The organism is Bacillus vallismortis, from assembly GCF_004116955.1.
Classification (GTDB): Bacteria; Bacillota; Bacilli; order Bacillales; family Bacillaceae; genus Bacillus; species Bacillus vallismortis.
In genome coordinates, this window is sequence record NZ_CP026362.1 from 3,442,201 (window position 1) to 3,463,071 (window position 20,871).

The window sequence follows — 20,871 nt, forward strand, 5'->3', positions numbered from 1 at the left end:
AAATGAACCGTAGACAACCCCGTTATTTATTTTTACGACGACGTACGATAAATTTATCAGATTTGTTCTTTTTCTTACGTGTCTTGAATCCAAGAGTTGGTTTGCCCCATGGAGACATTGGTGATTTACGTCCGATTGGCGCACGTCCTTCACCACCACCGTGTGGGTGATCGTTAGGGTTCATTACAGAACCACGAACTGTAGGGCGGATGCCTTTCCAGCGAGAACGTCCAGCTTTACCAACGTTGATAAGTTCATGCTGTTCGTTACCTACTTGACCGATAGATGCACGGCAAGCAGAAAGAATCATGCGAACTTCACCAGAGTTAAGACGTACAAGAACGTATTTACCTTCTTTACCAAGAACCTGAGCAGATGTACCAGCTGAACGTACAAGCTGTCCGCCTTTACCAGGTTTTAATTCAATGTTGTGCACTACTGTACCAACAGGAATGTTGATAAGAGGAAGTGCATTACCTACTTTGATGTCAGCTTCAGGACCTGACATGATTTCAGTACCCACTTGAATTCCTTTAGGAGCAAGAATGTAACGTTTTTCTCCGTCTGCATAGTTGATTAGAGCGATGTTAGCTGAACGGTTTGGATCGTATTCAACTGTAGCAACGCGTCCAGGTATACCATCTTTATCGCGCTTGAAGTCGATAACACGGTATTGGCGTTTATGTCCGCCACCTTGGTGACGTACAGTCAATTTACCTTGGTTATTACGTCCGCCTTTTTTGTGAAGGGGAGCAAGCAAGGATTTTTCCGGCTTGTCAGTCGTGATTTCAGCAAAATCTGAAGTTGTCATGCCACGACGTCCATTAGAGGTCGGTTTATACTTTTTAATCGCCATTTTGAATTTCCCTCCTTCTTTTTACAGATAATTAAGCTTCAAAAATTTCGATTTCTTTGCTGTCTGCAGTAAGTTTTACGATCGCTTTTCTGCGACGGCTAGTCATACCAGTGTAGCGTCCGACACGTTTTGATTTACCTTTGTAGTTCATGATGTTGACTTTATCAACTTTCACTCCAAAGATGCTTTCAACCGCGTCTTTCACTTCTGTTTTGTTAGCTCTTACATCAACTTCAAACGTATATTTCTTTTCAGCCATTAAATCAGCAGAACGTTCAGTAATGACGGGGCGCTTTAGAACATCACGAGGATCTTTCATTATGCAAGCACCTCCTCTACTTTTTCAACCGCTGCTTTTGTAATCAGAAGCTTCTCGTGGTTGACAACGTCTAAAACGTTGATTCCGTTAGCTTCAACAACAGTAACTCCTGGAATGTTGCGAGCAGATAAAGCGACTGCTTCGTTAGCATCCACAGTTACGATTAAAGCTTTTTTCTCAACAGATAATCCTTTAAGGACAGCTGCCATTTCTTTTGTTTTAGCCGTATCAAGAGTAAGATCTTCAAGTACGATGATGTTATTGTCGATCACTTTAGAAGACAATACTGATTTGATTGCCAAGCGGCGAACTTTTTTAGGTAATTTGTAAGAATAGCTGCGTGGTGTTGGGCCGAATACGACACCACCTCCGCGCCATTGCGGTGAACGGATGGAACCTTGACGGGCACGTCCAGTACCTTTTTGACGCCATGGTTTACGACCTCCGCCGCGTACTTCAGAACGATTTTTTACTTTGTGAGATCCTTGACGTAAGGAAGCTCTTTGCATAAGAATAGCGTCGAATACAACACTCTCATTTGGCTCGATACCAAATACAGAAGCGTTTAATTCGATGTCACCAGCAGTAGAACCGTTTTGGTTGTATAATGCTACTTTTGGCATGATCAATTTCCTCCTTTCCTAAGAGAGTTATTTAGATTTAACAGCACTTTTAACAGTGATTAAAGTTTTCTTCGGACCAGGTACGTTACCTTTGATCAAAAGAAGATTGCGCTCTGCATCAACTTTAACGATTTCAAGGTTTTGAACAGTGATTTGATCTCCGCCCATACGTCCAGGTAATAATTTGCCTTTGAATACACGGTTAGGATCTACAGGTCCCATTGAACCAGGACGACGGTGGTAGCGTGAACCGTGAGACATAGGTCCGCGAGATTGTCCGTGGCGCTTGATCGCACCTTGGAAACCTTTACCTTTAGATACTCCTGTTACATCTACGATTTCTCCAGCAGAGAAAATTTCAACCTTGACTTCCTGACCAACTTCATACGCATCCATTTCCACTCCGCGTAATTCTTTAACGAAGCGCTTAGGAGCAGTTTCCGCTTTTGCAACGTGTCCTTTTTCTGGTTTGTTAGAAAGCTTTTCACGTTTGTCGTCAAAACCAAGCTGGATAGCCTCGTAGCCATCGTTTTCAGCTGATTTCTTTTGAAGAACAACGTTTGGAGCAGCTTCAATAACAGTTACCGGAATAAGATCACCGTTTTCTGCGAATACTTGCGTCATACCAATTTTTCTTCCTAAGATTCCTTTGGTCATTCGTCACACCTCCTATTAAGATCATTCTATATTTTAGAATTAAAGTTTAATTTCGATATCGACACCAGATGGTAAATCTAATCGCATAAGAGCATCAACAGTTTGTGGTGTTGGGTTCACAATGTCGATTAGACGTTTATGTGTACGCATTTCAAATTGCTCACGAGAATCTTTGTATTTGTGCACCGCACGAAGGATTGTGTAAACTGATTTTTCAGTTGGCAACGGGATCGGACCAGATACGCTGGCACCAGAACGTTTTGCCGTTTCAACAATCTTCTCTGCAGATTGATCAAGGATTCTATGATCATATGCTTTCAAACGAATACGAATTTTTTGTTTTGCCATTATTTTCCCTCCTTTTCGCCTACATCACGTTAGACAGTTCTCCGTGAGAAAAACCTGAACACCTTGCCATGGCAAAGCGGCCGGGTGTGTCAGCAACCTCTCACTTCATCGCAGTCAAAGACCAACATACACCATTATACAGAAAATAGACGTATGTTGCAAGACTTATTTAAGATATGCATGATTTGCACACTTTTTTTATTATACAGGTGTTTTTCTTATTTATCAAGGACCTATCATAAGTGGTACAGCGCGTGGCGCCTCAGTGTACTCGCAAATAGAAATGGCTCTTCGATGTGCGGGGTGTGCGCGGAATTCTCAAATTGAATCCATCGCTTTTCAGGTGCCTCAAGCCGTTGGTAATACTGTTTCGATATTTCAGCAGGAACAATTAGATCATGTCTCCCCGAAATAAAAAAACACGGCAATTTAATAGAAGGAATTGATGTGAATCCATTAAAACGGTACATCTCACCGGTTAAATGTTTTTTACTGAAACGCAGCCCATTGAGGAATTTGTGCATGTTTTTTACACCATACTCTTTGCCAGTAAGCATTTGAAAAAATAGTGCAAGGGACTGACGACGTTGGTGAGTGAATCCTCCCCTGCTCATCTCGACACAAAACCGATAGATATGATGATAGATATCCTTATCCCAAGGTGGAGCGCCAATAAAACGTATGGCCTTGGATACTATACCGGCACTCCTCACATCAGACATTTCTCGAATAAATTGATAAGCAGCTGATTCTTCATTGTGAGGGTTAACAACCTGACTGATTCCATAATAGGCGTAAAACAAATCCGGACGCTGCTGCAGTACATGAAGAGCTAGCAGTGATCCCCACGAATGGCCCGCAAGATATAGTTTTGTTCTTGAAAAACGTTTTAGGACCCATTGGACCACTTGAATTGAGTCACTAATGAAATGACTAATTGTCATGGAGTTCTGAGGAATTCGTTTTGAATAAGAAAGCCCGGCTCCTCTTTGATCCCAATGTACGACTGTAAAATGCTTTTCCAGCTCTTTTTGATAATGCCTAACATATCCGATTTGAGGAGTACCCGGTCCGCCATGTAAAAAAAGCAGCAATGGATTATTTATATCAGCCCCACTAATCATCAGCATTTGCTTCGTTTTATCAATGCTCAGTTCTTTCATGATCGCGATTGATTTCTTTTCAGGAATCATAAAAATTAGCCCCTCGAATATGATAGATCCTATTATACAAGAAAAAGATGACTAAACAAAAAACGAGACCCGCAGGGGGTCACGTTTTTAATCATACGATTACTCAGTGATTGTAGAAACAACGCCTGAACCAACAGTACGTCCGCCTTCACGAATAGAGAAACGAGTTCCTTCTTCGATAGCGATTGTAGAGATAAGTTCAACGATCATTTCTGTGTTGTCTCCAGGCATAACCATTTCTACGCCTTCTGGAAGTTGGATGATACCAGTTACGTCAGTTGTACGGAAGTAGAACTGAGGACGGTAGTTAGAGAAGAATGGAGTATGACGTCCACCCTCTTCTTTAGAAAGAACGTAAACTTCAGCTTTGAATTTGCTGTGTGGAGTGATTGTACCTGGTTTAGCAAGTACTTGACCACGTTGGATATCTTCACGAGCTACACCACGAAGAAGGGCTCCAATGTTGTCTCCAGCTTCAGCGTAATCAAGAAGCTTACGGAACATTTCAACACCTGTAACAGTTGTTTTCTTGTTTTCTTCTTGAAGACCGATGATTTCTACTTCGTCACCGACTTTAACTTGTCCGCGCTCAACACGTCCAGTAGCAACTGTACCACGACCAGTGATTGAGAATACGTCCTCAACTGGCATCATGAATGGTTTTTCAGTGTCACGCTCTGGAGTTGGGATGTACTCATCAACCGCATCCATAAGTTCGAAGATTTTCGCTTCGTAGTCAGCGTCACCTTCAAGTGCTTTAAGAGCAGAACCTTTGATTACTGGTACATCATCACCAGGGAAGTCGTATTCGCTAAGAAGATCGCGAACTTCCATTTCAACTAGTTCAAGAAGCTCTTCGTCGTCTACCATGTCGCATTTGTTTAAGAATACAACGATGTAAGGTACACCAACGTTTTTAGAAAGAAGGATGTGCTCACGAGTTTGTGGCATTGGGCCATCAGCAGCAGATACTACAAGGATAGCTCCGTCCATTTGCGCAGCACCAGTGATCATGTTTTTAACATAGTCAGCGTGTCCTGGGCAGTCAACGTGTGCATAGTGACGAGTTTCAGTTTCGTACTCTACGTGTGCAGTAGAGATTGTGATTCCGCGCTCGCGCTCTTCTGGTGCACCATCAATTTGATCGTACGCCATAGCTGTACCTTTACCAGATTTCTTATGAAGTACTGTTGTGATAGCAGCAGTTAATGTTGTTTTACCATGGTCAACGTGTCCAATTGTACCAATATTGGCATGTGATTTGGAACGGTCGAATTTTTCTTTAGCCATTCTAAAATCCTCCTTAAGAGCTTTTAATTAGTAATGTATAGTGTGATAGGAAGTGAAAGAAAGCTTTCACTTCCTCATCTTACAATAGTAGTTATACTTGAGTTAAGAGGCAAAATCAATTATTCGCCTTTATTTTTTTTGATAATTTCTTCAGCAATGCTCTTCGGCACTTCTTCGTAGTGATCCATGAACATAGTGAACGTACCGCGACCTTGCGTATTAGAACGAAGAGCAGTAGCGTAACCGAACATTTCAGCAAGAGGAACCATCGCGCGAACAACTTGTGCGTTACCGCGAGCTTCCATACCTTCTACACGTCCGCGACGAGAAGTAACATCACCCATGATGTCTCCCATGTATTCTTCAGGAATAACAACTTCAACTTTCATAATTGGTTCAAGAAGAACAGGGTTACATTTGCTGACTGCATTTTTCAATGCCATTGAAGCAGCGACTTTAAACGCCATTTCGTTTGAGTCAACATCATGGTAAGAACCATCAAAAAGTTTTGCCTTGATGTCAATTAGAGGGAAACCTGCTAAGACACCATTTTCAAGAGAGTCTTCAAGACCTGCTTGTACGGCTGGGATGTATTCACGAGGAACAACACCACCGACGATTGCGTTTTCGAATTCAAATCCAGCGCCTTCTTCGTTTGGTTCGAATTCAATCCAAACGTGTCCGAACTGACCGCGTCCACCAGATTGACGTACGAATTTACCTTCAACTTTTGCACCTGAACGGAATGTTTCACGGTACGCAACTTGAGGAGCACCTACGTTAGCTTCTACTTTGAATTCACGCTTCATACGGTCAACAATGATATCAAGGTGAAGTTCACCCATACCAGAGATGATCGTCTGACCAGTTTCCGGATTTGTTTGAGTACGGAATGTAGGATCTTCTTCAGCAAGTTTCGCTAAAGCGATACCCATTTTATCTTGGTCAGCTTTTGATTTAGGCTCAATCGCAACATCGATAACCGGCTCTGGGAATTCCATTGATTCAAGGATTACAAGATCCTTTTCGTCACATAGAGTATCTCCAGTAGATGTATCTTTTAGACCTACAGCAGCTGCAATATCTCCTGCGTAAACAGTAGCGATCTCTTCACGGCTGTTGGCATGCATTTGCAGGATACGTCCGACACGCTCACGCTTGCCTTTTGTTGAGTTTTTCACGTATGAACCGGAATCGAGCGTTCCAGAGTACACACGGAAGAACGTCAGCTTACCAACATAAGGGTCAGTCATTACTTTAAATGCAAGTGCAGAGAATGGTTCTTCATCAGAAGAATGACGAACAATCTCTTCATCCGTATCCGGACGTACACCTTTGATTGCAGCAACATCAGTTGGTGCAGGAAGGTAGTCAAGAACCGCATCAAGTACAAGCTGAACACCTTTGTTTTTGAAAGCAGAACCGACAAGTACTGGGTAGAATTCAACATTCAAAGTTCCTTTACGGATTGCAGCTTTCAGCTCGTCGATTGTGATTTCTTCACCTTCGAGGTACTTTTCCATAAGCTCTTCATCAAGCTCAGCGACAGCTTCAATTAAGCTGTTGCGATGCTCTTCAGCTTGTTCTTTGTACTCTTCAGGGATTTCTTTCGCATCAGAACGAGTTCCAAGATCATCTTCGTAGAAATACGCAACGTTTTCTACAAGGTCGATGATACCTTCGAAGTTGTCTTCAGCACCGATTGGCAATTGGATTGCATGGGCGTTAGCTTGAAGACGGTCTCTTAAAGTGCCTACAGAGTAAAGGAAGTCTGCGCCGATTTTGTCCATTTTGTTGACAAATACGACACGCGGTACTCCGTAAGTTGTTGCTTGGCGCCATACTGTTTCTGTTTGAGGCTCAACGCCTGATTGTGCATCAAGCACGGCAACCGCACCATCAAGTACACGAAGAGAACGTTCAACTTCAACTGTGAAGTCTACGTGTCCTGGAGTATCGATGATGTTTACGCGGTATCCTTTCCACTGTGCTGTTGTCGCAGCGGATGTGATTGTGATACCGCGTTCTTGTTCCTGCTCCATCCAGTCCATTTGGGAAGCTCCTTCATGAGTTTCGCCAATTTTGTGGATACGGCCTGTGTAGAACAAGATACGTTCTGTAGTAGTCGTTTTACCGGCATCAATGTGAGCCATGATCCCGATATTACGAGTTTTATCTAAGGAGAACTCTCTTGCCATTGGGTAATTTCTCCTTCCTTATTAGGAAATTGTGTTTTTAGTATATAAATCCTACCAGCGATAGTGAGCAAATGCTTTGTTTGCTTCAGCCATCTTATGAGTATCTTCGCGTTTCTTAACAGCAGCACCAGTATTGTTAGCTGCGTCAAGGATTTCGTTAGCCAAACGCTCTTCCATCGTTTTTTCTCCACGAAGACGAGCATAGTTTACTAACCAGCGAAGTCCGAGAGTAGTACGACGTTCAGGACGAACTTCTACAGGAACTTGGTAGTTTGCACCACCCACACGGCGTGCTTTAACTTCAAGTACAGGCATGATGTTTTTCAATGCTTGTTCGAAAACCTCCATTGCATCATTGCCAGTACGTTCTTTAATGATATCGAATGACTTGTATAGGATTGTTTGAGACTTACCTTTTTTACCATCGATCATCATTTTGTTGATTAGACGTGATACAAGCTTAGAATTATAAAGCGGATCAGGTAAAACATCTCTTTTTGCTACAGGACCTTTACGTGGCATCTGAATATCCTCCCTTCATTAATTTTACGTTTTTATGTTTATTATTTTGCTTTAGGGCGTTTAGTTCCGTATTTAGAACGGCCTTGCGCACGGTTTTCTACTCCAGCAGTGTCAAGCGCACCACGAACGATGTGGTAACGTACCCCTGGTAAGTCTTTTACACGTCCGCCACGGATGAGTACAACGCTGTGCTCTTGCAGGTTGTGACCGATACCAGGAATGTAAGCCGTAACCTCGATTCCGTTAGTCAAACGAACACGAGCATATTTACGAAGTGCTGAGTTCGGTTTTTTCGGTGTCATTGTACCAACACGAGTACATACCCCGCGTTTTTGTGGAGAAGATACGTTAGTGTGCTCTTTTTTAAAGCTGTTGTATCCTTTGTTAAGTGCAGGAGACTTTGAGTTTTCTACTTTACTCACGCGTCCTTTGCGAATTAGCTGATTAATTGTAGGCATTATTTTTTCCTCCCTTCATTACGTTTTATAACCCACATACCCAGGTGGTTCATTAAAAGGCAAAAAACAATGTCTTTACACAAGATGAAATCTTACGCAAAAACAAAAGTACGCTATAAAATAATGGCAACAGCGGCTGCTCCTACTTCAATTCCGCAGGCTTTGCCGAGCTTTTTCATGGATTCAACCATTAAGACAGAGATACCTTGATCTTCCGCAAGTGAAACAACACTTGTCGTGAGCACTGGATCTGCATCTTTTGCAACGACTACTTCCTTTACTGAACCTCGTTTTAGAGCTTTCACTGTTTGCTTCGTACCAATAATAATTGATTTGGCCTGTGATACTTTATCATAAGACATGAACATATCCTCCAAAGTAACAGGTTTATTTCGAGCACCTTGGTTATATTATCATTCTAGGAGACGATTGTCAACATGGTATGACATTTTTTAGTTTCGTTCTTCTCATAGCGTAATATTTTATTAAATATATCTGCTGAAAGACTGTTTTGACAGTCTTTCAGCAGCTTAAATCAGTTATTCAACCGGAACCATGTCATCAGTCGGCTGAACATTTGAAACTGGTTTTACTTTACGGTATTTCATCATACCAGTACCAGCCGGAACAAGCTTACCGATGATTACATTCTCTTTCAAGCCGAGAAGCTCATCACGCTTACCTTTGATCGCTGCATCTGTAAGAACACGTGTTGTTTCCTGGAAGGAGGCAGCAGATAAGAATGAATCAGTTTCAAGAGAAGCTTTTGTAATACCGAGTAAGACAGGACGGCCTGTAGCAGGACGATTGCCTTCAAGTAGTACCTTTTTGTTCGCTTCAGTAAATTGGTGAATATCAAGCAATGTGCCTGGAAGCACATCAGTGTCACCGGCGTCAATCACGCGGACTTTGCGAAGCATCTGGCGAACCATAACTTCTACGTGTTTATCACCGATTTCAACACCCTGCATACGGTAAACCTTTTGAACCTCATGGAGAAGATACTCTTGAACAGTCGTCAGGTCAGTCACTTTCAGAAGCTCTTTCGGATCGATTGAACCCTCTGTCAGCACTTGGCCTCGAGTAATTTTGTCTCCTTCCGCTACTTTCAAGCGGGAGTTATAAGGTGCCGTATATGAACGTGTTTCCACTGCGCCTTGAACCACAATTTCCTGTTGTTTATCACGAACTTCATTGATCTCAACGACTGTACCGTCGATTTCTGTAATTGTTGCCTGACCTTTCGGATTACGCGCTTCGAATAGCTCTTGGATACGCGGAAGACCCTGTGTGATATCGTCTCCGGCAACCCCGCCTGTATGGAATGTACGCATTGTTAACTGTGTACCAGGCTCACCGATTGATTGGGCAGCAATGATACCGACAGCCTCGCCGACTTCAACATCAGAGCCAGTTGCAAGATTTCGGCCATAGCATCGTTTACATACACCATGAGGCGTATTGCATGTGAAGGCAGAACGGATCCACACTTCTTCAATGCCGGCTTCTACAATCTCTAATGCTTTATCTTCATCGATCAGTTCGTTTTCATTGATAAGTACTTCACCTGTTTCAGGGTGCTTTACTTGTTTTCGTGCAAAACGGCCGATTAAGCGTTCTTCTAAGCGCTCAATTGTTTCAGTTCCTTCTTTAAGGGGCTGAGCGAGGATGCCTCGGTCAGTTCCACAATCCGTTTCACGGATGATAACATCCTGTGCAACGTCAACGAGTCGACGTGTAAGGTAACCTGAGTCAGCGGTTTTAAGTGCGGTATCGGCAAGACCTTTACGCGCACCGTGAGTGGAGATAAAGTACTCCAATACCGTCAGACCTTCACGGAAACTTGATTTGATCGGCAACTCAATGATACGTCCAGCCGGGTTGGCCATCAGACCGCGCATTCCGGCAAGCTGTGTAAAGTTAGACGCGTTACCACGGGCACCAGAGTCACTCATCATGTAGATCGGGTTAAGCTCATCCAGTGATTGCATCAGTTTGCCCTGGATAACGTCTTTCGCAGCACTCCAGATAGAAATAACTCTCTCATAGCGTTCTTCTTCAGTGATTAGACCACGTCGGAATTGCTTCAAGACGTTATCAACTTTGCCTTGTGCTTCTTCAAGAATTTCTTGCTTATCATCGAGAACGACGATGTCAGAAACCCCAACTGTAATACCAGCTTTTGTAGAGTATCTAAAGCCTAGGTTTTTCATGCGGTCAAGCATTTTAGACGTTTCCGTGATATGGAATCGTTTAAAGATTTCCGCGATGATTTTACCGAGAATACCTTTTTTAAACGGTGCATTGATTGGCTGCTCTGCAATGGCAGCTTTAACATCGGCACCTTTTTCTAAGAAGAAACGGTCAGGTGTTTTTTCTTCAATGTTGCTCTTCGTCGGTTCATTCATGTAAGGGAATGATTCCGGAAGAATTTCATTGAAGACAAGCTTACCGACAGTTGTAATTAACAATTTTGAGCGCTGTTCTTCTGTAAATGTCACATTCTTAAGGGAGTTGGCTGCAACAGCTACTCTCGTATGAAGGTGTACATATCCATTTTGATAAGCGAGCAGCGCCTCGTCTGTATTTTTGAAAACCATACCTTCACCGACAGCACCGGCACGCTCAAGTGTCAGGTAATAGTTACCCAGTACCATATCCTGAGACGGTGTTACAACCGGTTTACCATCTTTAGGGTTCAAGATGTTCTGAGCGGCAAGCATCAAGATGCGTGCTTCAGCTTGAGCTTCTGCAGATAATGGTACGTGAACTGCCATTTGGTCACCATCAAAGTCAGCGTTATAAGCTGTACATACGAGCGGATGAAGACGGATCGCGCGTCCTTCAACAAGTGTTGGTTCAAACGCTTGGATACCTAATCTGTGAAGCGTAGGGGCACGGTTCAGAAGTACCGGATGCTCCTTGATAACTGACTCTAGTACATCCCACACTTCAGGCTGTACGCGCTCAATTTTGCGTTTCGCACTCTTAATGTTGTGAGCAAGACCTTTTTCAACAAGCTCTTTCATAACGAAAGGTTTGAAAAGTTCAAGCGCCATTTCCTTCGGTAATCCGCATTGGTACATTTTCAAATGAGGGCCAACAACGATTACAGAACGTCCAGAGTAATCGACACGTTTACCAAGAAGGTTTTGACGGAAACGGCCTTGCTTCCCTTTCAGCATGTGAGAAAGAGATTTTAATGGCCTGTTACCAGGACCTGTCACAGGACGTCCGCGGCGGCCGTTGTCAATTAAGGCATCGACAGCCTCTTGAAGCATACGCTTCTCATTTTGAACAATAATGCTAGGCGCACCAAGGTCCAAAAGGCGTTTCAAACGATTGTTACGGTTGATGACACGACGATAAAGATCGTTCAAATCAGAAGTCGCAAAACGTCCGCCATCAAGCTGAACCATCGGTCTAAGCTCAGGAGGGATAACAGGAAGCACATCAAGGATCATCCAAGAAGGCTTGTTACCTGAGTTACGGAAGGCTTCTAAAACTTCAAGGCGCTTGATCGCACGAGTACGGCGTTGTCCTTGTGAAGTTTTCAGCTCTTCTTTTAACATATCTACTTCTTTTACAAGATCAATATCTTGAAGAAGTTTATGAATCGCCTCTGCACCCATAGACGCTTGGAATTTATTACCGTATTTATCGAGATAAGCACGGTATTCTTTCTCAGACAGAAGCTGTTTCTTTTCAAGCGGTGTATTTGCCGGGTCAGTTACAACGTAAGAAGCAAAGTAAATGACTTCTTCTAAAGCACGAGGTGACATATCCAGCACAAGACCCATACGGCTTGGAATACCTTTGAAATACCAAATGTGGGAAACTGGGGCAGCCAGTTCAATGTGCCCCATTCTCTCACGACGGACTTTAGCCCGTGTTACTTCGACTCCGCAGCGGTCACAAACTACGCCTTTATAACGAACTCGCTTGTACTTCCCGCAATGACATTCCCAGTCTTTAGTCGGTCCGAAAATGCGTTCGCAGAATAGACCGTCCTTTTCAGGTTTTAACGTACGATAGTTTATCGTTTCAGGCTTTTTCACTTCACCAAAAGACCATGAACGGATTTTATCCGGTGAAGCAAGACCGATGTTCATATACTCAAAATTGTTCACATCTAGCAAGGGGCCTACCTCCCTTTTTATCTTCGGATTAACCGATGTCACTTGCCTTTATAACTAGAGATTATTCTTTTGTTACTACATCTCGTTCAACGTCTGCTGATGCTGTTTCCTCCGGCTCTTCATCACCTGATAATGCCAGGCCGTCAGCTTGTTTCGCATCTTCTTCGTCTTCTAAATCTCTCATTTCTATTTCTTCTTCATCACCGGAAAGGATTTTCACATCCATACCTAAGCTTTGAAGTTCTTTGATTAATACTTTGAATGATTCCGGAACACCTGGTTCAGGAACGTTGTCGCCTTTAACGATGGCTTCGTATGTTTTCACACGTCCGACCACGTCATCAGACTTAACAGTCAGAATCTCTTGAAGAGTGTAAGCCGCACCGTAAGCTTCAAGTGCCCAAACCTCCATCTCACCAAAACGCTGTCCGCCAAATTGCGCTTTACCGCCGAGAGGCTGCTGCGTAACAAGTGAGTAAGGACCTGTAGAACGCGCATGAAGTTTATCATCAACCATGTGGGCCAGTTTAATCATATACATGATACCGACAGACACACGGTTATCAAACGGCTCTCCGCTACGCCCATCGTAAAGAACGGTTTTGGCGTCGCGAGACATACCGGCTTCTTCAAGTGTTTCCCAAACATCCTCTTCACGCGCACCGTCAAATACCGGTGACGCAATGTGGATGCCGAGATAACGAGCGGCCATCCCCATGTGAAGCTCCAGTACCTGCCCGATGTTCATACGTGATGGTACGCCCAGCGGGTTAAGCATGATATCAATTGGTGTACCGTCAGGAAGGTAAGGCATATCCTCTTCAGGAAGAATCTTAGAGATAACACCTTTGTTACCGTGACGACCGGCCATTTTATCCCCTTCAGAAATCTTACGTTTCTGAACGATATACACACGTACCAATTGGTTAACGCCTGGAGGAAGTTCATCTCCGTCTTCACGGTTGAAGACTTTAACGTCGTGGATAATTCCGCCGCCGCCGTGAGGCACACGAAGAGAAGTATCACGAACCTCGCGGGCCTTTTCACCAAAGATGGCGTGAAGCAGGCGTTCTTCAGCAGTCAGTTCTGTTACACCTTTAGGCGTTACTTTACCAACAAGAAGATCTCCGTCTTTCACTTCTGCCCCAATACGAATGATTCCGCGGTCATCAAGATTGCGAAGCGCATCTTCACCGACGTTTGGAATATCGCGAGTGATTTCTTCAGGTCCAAGTTTCGTATCGCGTGCTTCTGATTCATATTCTTCAATGTGGATAGATGTATAAACATCATCCTTCACAAGGCGTTCACTCATGATGATGGCATCCTCATAGTTGTAACCATCCCATGTCATGAAGCCGACCATTACGTTACGGCCAAGCGCAAGTTCACCAAGCTCCATAGAAGGACCGTCAGCAAGGATTTCTCCTTTTACCACTTCATCGCCGACACTTACGATCGGGCGCTGGTTGTAGCAAGTACCTTGGTTGGAGCGGACAAATTTCAGCATGCTGTATTTATCCAGGTTTCCTTTTACCTTTTGACCGTCTACTTCTTCATAACGGCGAACCCAAACGTTTTTCGCTTCTACGCGTTCAACGATACCAGGGTGTTTACAAATAACAGCGGCCCCAGAGTCTTTACCTGATACGTATTCCATACCAGTTCCAACGAATGGCGCTTCCGGCTGCATCAAAGGCACAGCCTGACGCTGCATGTTCGCTCCCATTAGGGCACGGTTGGAGTCATCGTTTTCCAGGAACGGGATACATGCTGTCGCAGCAGAAACAACCTGTTTAGGTGATACATCCATGTAGTCCACACGGTTTCTGGAAACAACGGTGTTTTCCCCTCGGAAACGGGCTACGATGCTGTCATCAATAAATGAGCCATCGTCATCAAGACGAGCGTTCGCTTGAGCGACAACATAGTTATCCTCTTCATCAGCAGTTAAGTAATCGATTCTGCCCGTTACCTTCCCTGTTTCAGGGTCAACACGGCGATATGGTGTTTCGATAAAGCCAAAACGGTTTACTTTTGCATAAGATGAAAGTGAGTTGATCAAACCGATGTTCGGACCCTCAGGCGTTTCGATCGGACACATACGGCCATAGTGGGAGTAGTGAACGTCACGCACTTCCATTCCGGCACGCTCACGTGTCAATCCGCCCGGTCCTAATGCTGACAGACGGCGCTTATGCGTTAATTCAGCTAGCGGGTTCGTCTGGTCCATGAATTGAGAAAGCTGAGAGCTTCCAAAGAACTCTTTAATGGACGCAATAACAGGACGAATATTGATCAGCTGCTGAGGTGTAATTGTATTCGTATCTTGAATTGACATTCTCTCACGAACCACACGCTCCATACGGCTTAAACCGATACGGAATTGGTTCTGGAGAAGCTCACCTACAGAACGTAAACGGCGGTTTCCAAGATGATCGATATCATCTGTGTCGCCTACCCCGTGCAGCAGGTTGAAGAAGTAGCTGATAGAAGAAATAATATCAGCAGGCGTAATGTTTTTAATCTCTTCTTCGGTGTAAGCATTTCCGATTACATTAATAACCTGTTCTCCTTCTTGATCAGTCGGAGCAAAGATTTTAATCGATTGAAGAGTTACTTCATCTTCAACAACGCCGCCATTCGGATACAGCTTTCTGAAACCGATTCCGTTTTCTAAGTATGGCAGTACTTTATCAAGTGTTCTTCTATCAAGGATCTGGCCTTTTTCAGCCAGGATTTCTCCTGTTTCAGGATCAACAAGCGTTTCTGCAAGTCTCTGATTAAAGAGGCGATTCTTGATATGAAGTTTTTTATTAATTTTATAGCGTCCTACATTGGCAAGATCGTATCGTTTCGGATCAAAGAAACGAGAATCAAGCAAGCTTTTCGCATTTTCTACTGTAGGCGGCTCTCCAGGACGGAGACGTTCGTAAATTTCAAGCAACGCTTTGTCGCTATTTTCTGTGTTATCTTTATCAAGCGTATTTCGCAGATATTCATTTTCTCCTACGAGATCAAGAATCTCTTGATCGGAACCGAAGCCGAGAGCACGCAAAAGAACCGTAACCGGCAACTTACGTGTGCGATCAATGCGGACATAAACAACATCTTTCGCATCAGTTTCGTATTCTAACCATGCGCCACGGTTTGGAATGACAGTTGCGGTAAAACCTTTTTTACCGTTTTTGTCTACTTTACCACTGAAATATACACTTGGAGACCGAACAAGCTGAGAAACGATTACGCGTTCCGCACCATTAATGATAAAAGTACCTGTATCTGTCATAATCGGGAAATCACCCATGAAGACATCTTGGTCTTTTACCTCTCCAGTTTCTTTGTTAATTAAACGAACCTTCACTCTTAGCGGAGCTGAGTAAGTCACATCACGTTCTTTTGATTCCTCTACAGGATATTTAGGATCGCCTAAACTATAATCAATGAACTCAAGAGAGAGGTTACCAGTGAAATCCTCAATTGGCGATATGTCTTGAAACATCTCTCTAAGACCCTCATCAAGAAACCACTGATAAGAAGAGGTTTGAATTTCAATGAGATTTGGTAATTCTAACACTTCGCTAATGCGAGCATAGCTTCTGCGCTGGCGGTGTCGTCCATACTGAACTAGTTGACCTGTCAACTGATTCACCCCTCAAATCATGCGTATTATATGTGTAATAAGCATTTCCTTCAAAGAAAGAAAATACTTTTACAAGACAAAAGAAAAAAGGGTTTCTAATTAAGAAAACCACATCCAAAAACAAATACCGATTTTATTAGCATTTCCATACTTGTATAATTTATACATAGATATTGACAATAGATCATATCAAGCAAAATATATACATTGGCATTTTATAATATTAACATAGCTAAAATACCGAGTCAAACTTTTTTTGCTTTTATGATATAATAGCCTTTCTTTTTTTGAACGACAGAAACTTCATCGAACAGTTCCTCGAGCTTTTCAATGGCAGAAGGCGCGCCTTGTTTTTTCTGTATGACGATCCACAACTCACCTGAAGTTTTTAAGTGTTCAGCGCTTTTCTCAAAGATAGCATGGACAACTTTTTTTCCGGCTCGGATTGGGGGATTTGTAAGAATAGAAGCAAATGTTTGAGCAGAATCAACGTTCGAAAACAAATCACTCTGATAAATCTTAACGTTTGTTATTCCGTTTTGTTCCGCATTTTCATTTGATAACTCTACGGCTCTCTCATTAACATCAATCATGTGGATGGTCCGGTCTTTAAAGGCGCTGGCTATCGATAAACCAATCGGGCCATATCCACAGCCAACATCCAGAATGCCGCCCTCAACTTCAGGCTCTTCAAAAGAATCAATCAGCAGACGGGAGCCGAAATCAACTTCCTTTTTAGAAAAAACCCCGCTGTCGCTGGTAAACGTGAAATCTTTATTACGAAGCCTAAAAGACCAGGTTTGCTTGTTGCTTTTCACTGAAGGTTTATCTGAATAATAGTGCTCACTCATTATTAGAACCTCCCTTTGTTATGGCATAAAGAATGGCAAAGAAAAAGCCCGCCTCATAAAAGCGAGCTCCCTCTACAGGTAAGTGAAGATTACTTAACTTCTACAGAAGCGCCAACTTCTTCAAGTTTAGCTTTAAGCTCTTCAGCTTCTTCTTTAGCAATACCTTCTTTAAGTGGTTTTGGAGTGTTGTCAACAAGTTCTTTAGCTTCTTTCAAGCCAAGACCAGTGATTTCACGTACAACTTTGATAACTTTGATTTTTTGAGATCCTGCACCAGCAAGGATAAGGTCGAATTCGCTTTGCTCTTCAGCAGCTCCGCCAGCAGCAGCTCCGCCAGCTACAGCTACAGGAGCAGCAGCAGTTACGCCAAATTCTTCTTCGATTGCTTTTACTAGGTCGTTCAATTCAAGTACAGTCGCTTCTTTAACGGAAGCAATGATTTCTTCGATATTTAAAGCCATTTGTAATTCCTCCATTTTGTTTTAATTTATGAAAAACTGATTAGATTAAGCGCCTTGTTCTTCTTTTTGTTCTGCCACAGCTTTTGCAGCAAGAGCAAAGTTGCGAACTGGAGCTTGAAGTACGCTAAGCAACATAGAAAGCAAGCCATCGCGTGATGGAAGTTCAGCAAGAGCTTTCACTTCTTCAACAGTAGAGACTTTACCTTCGATAACGCCAGCTTTGATTTCAAGAGCTTCGTGGTTTTTAGCGAACTCATTAAGAACTTTAGCCGGAGCGACAACATCTTCAGTGCTGAATGCGATCGCGTTCGGTCCAGTTAAGAAATCATTCAAACCATTAAGCTCAGCTTGTTCAACTGCACGGCGAGTCATCGTATTTTTGTAAACTTTGAACTCAACGTTAGCTTCGCGAAGCTGTTTACGAAGTTCTGTTACTTCAGAAACGCTAAGTCCGCGATAGTCAACGATGATCGTTGATTTACTTTCTTTCAGTTTAGAAGCAATTTCTTCAACAACAACTTTTTTTGTTTCAATTGCGCTGCTCATGGTTACACCTCCTGTAGATTCTTGTGTAACACTTATACCGTTAGGTGATCACGACCGAGACGACGGATTCCATATAAAAAGCCTCCATGAGACATGGAGGCTGTATATACAAGCATACGTAACGTAATAGCTGTGATAATATACACCTCGGTAGGATAATTAAGCCGTCAGGCCCCTACTGTCTGCGGTATAAATGATATTCTATTTTACAACATTTTGAATCATATCAGAATGTTGATGTCGTGTCAATATTATTTTACGTTAAAAGTTGAAGAGTCTACTTTGACACCAGGTCCCATAGTAGAAGTAACGGCAACATTTTTCACGTAAACGCCTTTTGCTGCAGCAGGTTTTGCTTTCAGGATTGTATCGTACATAGTTGTGAAGTTCTCAACAAGTTTTTCATCCTCGAAAGAAACTTTACCGATAGGAACATGAATGTTTCCAGCTTTATCAACACGGTATTCAACTTTACCAGCTTTGATTTCGCCAATTGCTTTTTCAACTTCGAAAGTAACTGTTCCAGTTTTAGGGTTTGGCATTAAACCTTTTGGTCCAAGCACACGACCGATTTTACCAACTTCACCCATCATGTCAGGTGTAGCTACGATTACATCGAAATCGAACCAACCTTGTTGAATTTTGTTGATGTAGTCAGTATCGCCAACGAAATCTGCACCAGCAGCTTCAGCTTCTTTCGCTTTTTCGCCTTTTGCGAAAACGAGAACGCGCTGAGTTTTACCAGTTCCGTTTGGAAGAACAACTGCTCCACGGATTTGCTGGTCGTTTTTACGAGGGTCGACCCCTAGACGGAAAGCCACTTCAACTGTAGCGTCGAATTTAGCTGTGTTTGTTTTTTTAACGAGAGCTACTGCTTCAGAAACGTCGTAAGCTTTTGAACGATCTACAAGCTTAGCAGCTTCAGCGTACTTTTTACCTTTTTTAGCCATTTTAAAATTTCCTCCTTATGTGGTTATAGCGGAATAACCTCCCACGAATAAGGGTTGCGAACTTGTTAAAACTCGCAACCCGACAAGAAACAAATTAATCCTCGATTACAATACCCATACTGCGGGCAGTACCTTCAACCATGCGCATTGCCGCTTCAACGTCTGCTGCGTTTAAGTCAGGCATTTTTGTTTCAGCGATTTCGCGTACTTTATCGCGCTTAACGGTTGCCACTTTATTACGGTTTGGTTCACCAGAACCAGACTCAATTCCAGCTGCTTTTTTAAGCAATACTGCAGCAGGTGGAGTTTTTGTAATAAATGTAAATGAACGGTCTTCGTAAACCGAAATTTCAACAGGAATGATTAAACCAGCTTGGTCAGCTGTACGAGCGTTAAACTCCTTACAGAATCCCATGATGTTAACACCGGCTTGACCAAGTGCAGGTCCAACTGGTGGTGCTGGGTTAGCTTTTCCAGCAGGAATTTGCAATTTTACAACTTTAACTACTTTTTTAGCCACGAGACACACCTCCTTAAGTCCGTGATGTGGTAATAGGGTAAACCCTCCCACTCAAGGTTTCATTCTTTATATGAATGACGAAATATCAAGCTAGTTGCCTTGGATAAGTCCAAGACGTACCTTTGCTATATTATCATTTATATATAGCAATTTCAAGTTTTTTCACATTACAATTTATCGATTTGGGTAAATTCCAGCTCAACCGGCGTTTCGCGGCCGAACATATTAACGAAAACTTTGACCTTGTTTTTATCATAATCAATCTCTTCAATTGATCCAGTAAAGTTAGCAAAAGGCCCGTCTATTACTTTTACTGTCTCTTTCAGTTCAAAGTCAATGTCCGTTTTGCGTTCGTCCATGCCCATTCTCTTCAGAATGGTTTCTGCTTCGCCCGGGAGAAGCGCCGTCGGTTTTGAACCAGAGCCGGCAGATCCTACGAAACCAGTAACGCCCGGCGTGTTGCGGACAACATACCAAGAGTCGTCTGTCATTACAATTTCAACAAGCACATAACCAGGGAATACTTTCTTTTTCACAACTTTTTTCTTGCCGTTTTTGATATCTGTTTCTTCTTCTTCAGGTACGACTACACGGAAAATTTTATCTTGCATCCCCATTGATTCAACACGTTTTTCCAAGTTGGCTTTTACTTTATTCTCGTAACCAGAGTACGTGTGAACAACATACCAATTCTTTTCCATTCTCTTCAGGACTGTCCAGTCCTTCCCTCCCCGCATTTGGTTTTAGTGAATTACCATAACGCTCAAAAATAGGCGGCAAGCCTATGATAACTTTCATTTTAAGCCACAATAAAAAACCCGCTGAACGGGTTTTGGCAAGTGATATTATGATCTATTATAGCACGTATTGCTGATCATTATTCAACTATTAAACGAATTAATTGAGAAATTCCTGTGTCAAGGAGGGCAAAAAAGATAATAAAAAAGATAACTGTTGAAATTACCGTAATGGTATAACGCGTTAACTCTTTTCCTTTAGGCCAGCTTACCTTTTTCATTTCTTTCCCAACATCTTTAAAGAATCTCATAATACGCATGTAAAAGACCTCCACAATTTAAAAGCGAAAAACTATTTTGTTTCAAGATGAGCTGTATGTGAATTGCAAGTACTGCAGTATTTCTTTACTTCTAATCGCTCAGCCGCTGATGCAGAGCTCTTCATTGTCGTATAATTACGGTTTCCGCATGTCTTGCATGCTAGCGTAATCTTTTTTCTCATGTCATTACACCTTTTTCCTAAATAGACATTAGTTCTTATCGTTAGTAACATATCATAG

Annotated in this window: 21 protein-coding genes and 1 other annotated feature; all 21 genes read right to left on the reverse strand. The window is 42.7% G+C overall.

The window, feature by feature from the left end; translation table 11 throughout:
• Positions 1-22 precede the first annotated feature (22 nt).
• Positions 23-856 carry a 50S ribosomal protein L2 gene (gene rplB / locus BV11031_RS18220; RefSeq protein ID WP_039076394.1) on the reverse strand — a complete coding sequence of 278 codons (834 nt, stop codon included), beginning with the start codon at positions 854-856 and terminating at the stop codon, positions 23-25.
• 31 nt (positions 857-887) lie between these two features.
• A complete protein-coding gene (gene rplW / locus BV11031_RS18225) occupies positions 888-1,175 on the reverse strand; it encodes a 50S ribosomal protein L23 (RefSeq protein ID WP_003225793.1) in 288 nt (95 codons plus the stop codon).
• On the reverse strand, positions 1,175-1,798 hold the full coding sequence (gene rplD / locus BV11031_RS18230) for a 50S ribosomal protein L4 (protein WP_129550804.1): 624 nt from the start codon (positions 1,796-1,798) through the stop codon (positions 1,175-1,177). The genes rplW and rplD overlap by 1 nt, the downstream gene beginning before the upstream one ends.
• A 27-nt stretch (positions 1,799-1,825) precedes the next feature.
• A complete protein-coding gene (gene rplC / locus BV11031_RS18235) occupies positions 1,826-2,455 on the reverse strand; it encodes a 50S ribosomal protein L3 (protein ID WP_039076392.1) in 630 nt (209 codons plus the stop codon).
• Positions 2,456-2,494: 39 nt separating this feature from the next.
• Positions 2,495-2,803: a 30S ribosomal protein S10 gene (rpsJ, locus tag BV11031_RS18240; protein ID WP_003156464.1), complete on the reverse strand. Its 309-nt coding sequence runs from the start codon at positions 2,801-2,803 to the stop codon at positions 2,495-2,497.
• A gap of 236 nt (positions 2,804-3,039) precedes the next feature.
• The gene (locus BV11031_RS18245) at positions 3,040-3,996 is read right to left on the reverse strand and encodes an alpha/beta fold hydrolase (protein WP_129550805.1); all 957 of its coding nucleotides are present in this window, start codon (positions 3,994-3,996) and stop codon (positions 3,040-3,042) included.
• Positions 3,997-4,095: 99 nt separating this feature from the next.
• On the reverse strand, positions 4,096-5,286 hold the full coding sequence (gene tuf, locus BV11031_RS18250; protein ID WP_087991688.1) for an elongation factor Tu: 1,191 nt from the start codon (positions 5,284-5,286) through the stop codon (positions 4,096-4,098).
• 119 nt (positions 5,287-5,405) lie between these two features.
• Positions 5,406-7,484, reverse strand: a complete 2,079-nt coding sequence (fusA, locus tag BV11031_RS18255) for an elongation factor G (protein WP_039076389.1) — start codon at positions 7,482-7,484, stop codon at positions 5,406-5,408.
• A gap of 51 nt (positions 7,485-7,535) precedes the next feature.
• The gene (rpsG, locus tag BV11031_RS18260; RefSeq protein WP_003156447.1) at positions 7,536-8,006 is read right to left on the reverse strand and encodes a 30S ribosomal protein S7; all 471 of its coding nucleotides are present in this window, start codon (positions 8,004-8,006) and stop codon (positions 7,536-7,538) included.
• A 41-nt stretch (positions 8,007-8,047) separates the two neighbouring features.
• The gene (gene rpsL / locus BV11031_RS18265) at positions 8,048-8,464 is read right to left on the reverse strand and encodes a 30S ribosomal protein S12 (protein WP_003156445.1); all 417 of its coding nucleotides are present in this window, start codon (positions 8,462-8,464) and stop codon (positions 8,048-8,050) included.
• Between the two features lie 113 nt (positions 8,465-8,577).
• On the reverse strand, positions 8,578-8,826 hold the full coding sequence (locus BV11031_RS18270; protein WP_039076388.1) for a 50S ribosomal protein L7ae-like protein: 249 nt from the start codon (positions 8,824-8,826) through the stop codon (positions 8,578-8,580).
• A 177-nt stretch (positions 8,827-9,003) separates the two neighbouring features.
• A complete protein-coding gene (gene rpoC / locus BV11031_RS18275; RefSeq protein ID WP_039076387.1) occupies positions 9,004-12,603 on the reverse strand; it encodes a DNA-directed RNA polymerase subunit beta' in 3,600 nt (1,199 codons plus the stop codon).
• Positions 12,604-12,664: 61 nt separating this feature from the next.
• Positions 12,665-16,246, reverse strand: a complete 3,582-nt coding sequence (gene rpoB / locus BV11031_RS18280; protein WP_039076386.1) for a DNA-directed RNA polymerase subunit beta — start codon at positions 16,244-16,246, stop codon at positions 12,665-12,667.
• A 245-nt stretch (positions 16,247-16,491) separates the two neighbouring features.
• Positions 16,492-17,097, reverse strand: coding sequence for a class I SAM-dependent methyltransferase (locus BV11031_RS18285; protein WP_010327720.1), 606 nt, complete (start codon positions 17,095-17,097; stop codon positions 16,492-16,494).
• 89 nt (positions 17,098-17,186) lie between these two features.
• Positions 17,187-17,558 carry a 50S ribosomal protein L7/L12 gene (gene rplL, locus BV11031_RS18290; RefSeq protein ID WP_003156436.1) on the reverse strand — a complete coding sequence of 124 codons (372 nt, stop codon included), beginning with the start codon at positions 17,556-17,558 and terminating at the stop codon, positions 17,187-17,189.
• Positions 17,559-17,603: 45 nt separating this feature from the next.
• Entirely contained in the window at positions 17,604-18,104 is a 501-nt protein-coding gene (gene rplJ / locus BV11031_RS18295; RefSeq protein ID WP_010327719.1) for a 50S ribosomal protein L10, read from the reverse strand.
• A gap of 65 nt (positions 18,105-18,169) precedes the next feature.
• Positions 18,170-18,310 (reverse strand) — a sequence feature (ribosomal protein L10 leader region).
• A 45-nt stretch (positions 18,311-18,355) separates the two neighbouring features.
• Positions 18,356-19,054, reverse strand: a complete 699-nt coding sequence (gene rplA, locus BV11031_RS18300) for a 50S ribosomal protein L1 (RefSeq protein ID WP_010327718.1) — start codon at positions 19,052-19,054, stop codon at positions 18,356-18,358.
• Between the two features lie 94 nt (positions 19,055-19,148).
• Positions 19,149-19,574 carry a 50S ribosomal protein L11 gene (rplK, locus tag BV11031_RS18305; protein ID WP_003156430.1) on the reverse strand — a complete coding sequence of 142 codons (426 nt, stop codon included), beginning with the start codon at positions 19,572-19,574 and terminating at the stop codon, positions 19,149-19,151.
• A gap of 167 nt (positions 19,575-19,741) precedes the next feature.
• Positions 19,742-20,275, reverse strand: coding sequence for a transcription termination/antitermination protein NusG (nusG, locus tag BV11031_RS18310; protein ID WP_010327717.1), 534 nt, complete (start codon positions 20,273-20,275; stop codon positions 19,742-19,744).
• A 176-nt stretch (positions 20,276-20,451) separates the two neighbouring features.
• Positions 20,452-20,631, reverse strand: a complete 180-nt coding sequence (gene secE, locus BV11031_RS18315; protein WP_010327716.1) for a preprotein translocase subunit SecE — start codon at positions 20,629-20,631, stop codon at positions 20,452-20,454.
• 32 nt (positions 20,632-20,663) lie between these two features.
• Positions 20,664-20,813, reverse strand: a complete 150-nt coding sequence (rpmG, locus tag BV11031_RS18320) for a 50S ribosomal protein L33 (protein ID WP_003156421.1) — start codon at positions 20,811-20,813, stop codon at positions 20,664-20,666.
• Positions 20,814-20,871 lie beyond the last annotated feature (58 nt).

Excerpts from the sequence above, each read along its gene's own strand:
- rplB (WP_039076394.1), bottom strand. The coding sequence starts at position 856 with ATGGCGATTAAAAAGTATAAACCGACCTCTAATGGACGTCGTGGCATG.
- rplW (WP_003225793.1), bottom strand. The coding sequence starts at position 1,175 with ATGAAAGATCCTCGTGATGTTCTAAAGCGCCCCGTCATTACTGAACGT.
- rplD (WP_129550804.1), bottom strand. The coding sequence starts at position 1,798 with ATGCCAAAAGTAGCATTATACAACCAAAACGGTTCTACTGCTGGTGAC.
- rplC (WP_039076392.1), bottom strand. The coding sequence starts at position 2,455 with ATGACCAAAGGAATCTTAGGAAGAAAAATTGGTATGACGCAAGTATTC.
- rpsJ (WP_003156464.1), bottom strand. The coding sequence starts at position 2,803 with ATGGCAAAACAAAAAATTCGTATTCGTTTGAAAGCATATGATCATAGA.
- BV11031_RS18245 (WP_129550805.1), bottom strand. The coding sequence starts at position 3,996 with ATGATTCCTGAAAAGAAATCAATCGCGATCATGAAAGAACTGAGCATT.
- tuf (WP_087991688.1), bottom strand. The coding sequence starts at position 5,286 with ATGGCTAAAGAAAAATTCGACCGTTCCAAATCACATGCCAATATTGGT.
- fusA (WP_039076389.1), bottom strand. The coding sequence starts at position 7,484 with ATGGCAAGAGAGTTCTCCTTAGATAAAACTCGTAATATCGGGATCATG.
- rpsG (WP_003156447.1), bottom strand. The coding sequence starts at position 8,006 with ATGCCACGTAAAGGTCCTGTAGCAAAAAGAGATGTTTTACCTGATCCG.
- rpsL (WP_003156445.1), bottom strand. The coding sequence starts at position 8,464 with ATGCCTACAATTAATCAGCTAATTCGCAAAGGACGCGTGAGTAAAGTA.
- BV11031_RS18270 (WP_039076388.1), bottom strand. The coding sequence starts at position 8,826 with ATGTCTTATGATAAAGTATCACAGGCCAAATCAATTATTATTGGTACG.
- BV11031_RS18285 (WP_010327720.1), bottom strand. The coding sequence starts at position 17,097 with ATGAGTGAGCACTATTATTCAGATAAACCTTCAGTGAAAAGCAACAAG.
- rplL (WP_003156436.1), bottom strand. The coding sequence starts at position 17,558 with ATGGCTTTAAATATCGAAGAAATCATTGCTTCCGTTAAAGAAGCGACT.
- rplJ (WP_010327719.1), bottom strand. The coding sequence starts at position 18,104 with ATGAGCAGCGCAATTGAAACAAAAAAAGTTGTTGTTGAAGAAATTGCT.
- rplA (WP_010327718.1), bottom strand. The coding sequence starts at position 19,054 with ATGGCTAAAAAAGGTAAAAAGTACGCTGAAGCTGCTAAGCTTGTAGAT.
- nusG (WP_010327717.1), bottom strand. The coding sequence starts at position 20,275 with ATGGAAAAGAATTGGTATGTTGTTCACACGTACTCTGGTTACGAGAAT.
- secE (WP_010327716.1), bottom strand. The coding sequence starts at position 20,631 with ATGCGTATTATGAGATTCTTTAAAGATGTTGGGAAAGAAATGAAAAAG.
- rpmG (WP_003156421.1), bottom strand. The coding sequence starts at position 20,813 with ATGAGAAAAAAGATTACGCTAGCATGCAAGACATGCGGAAACCGTAAT.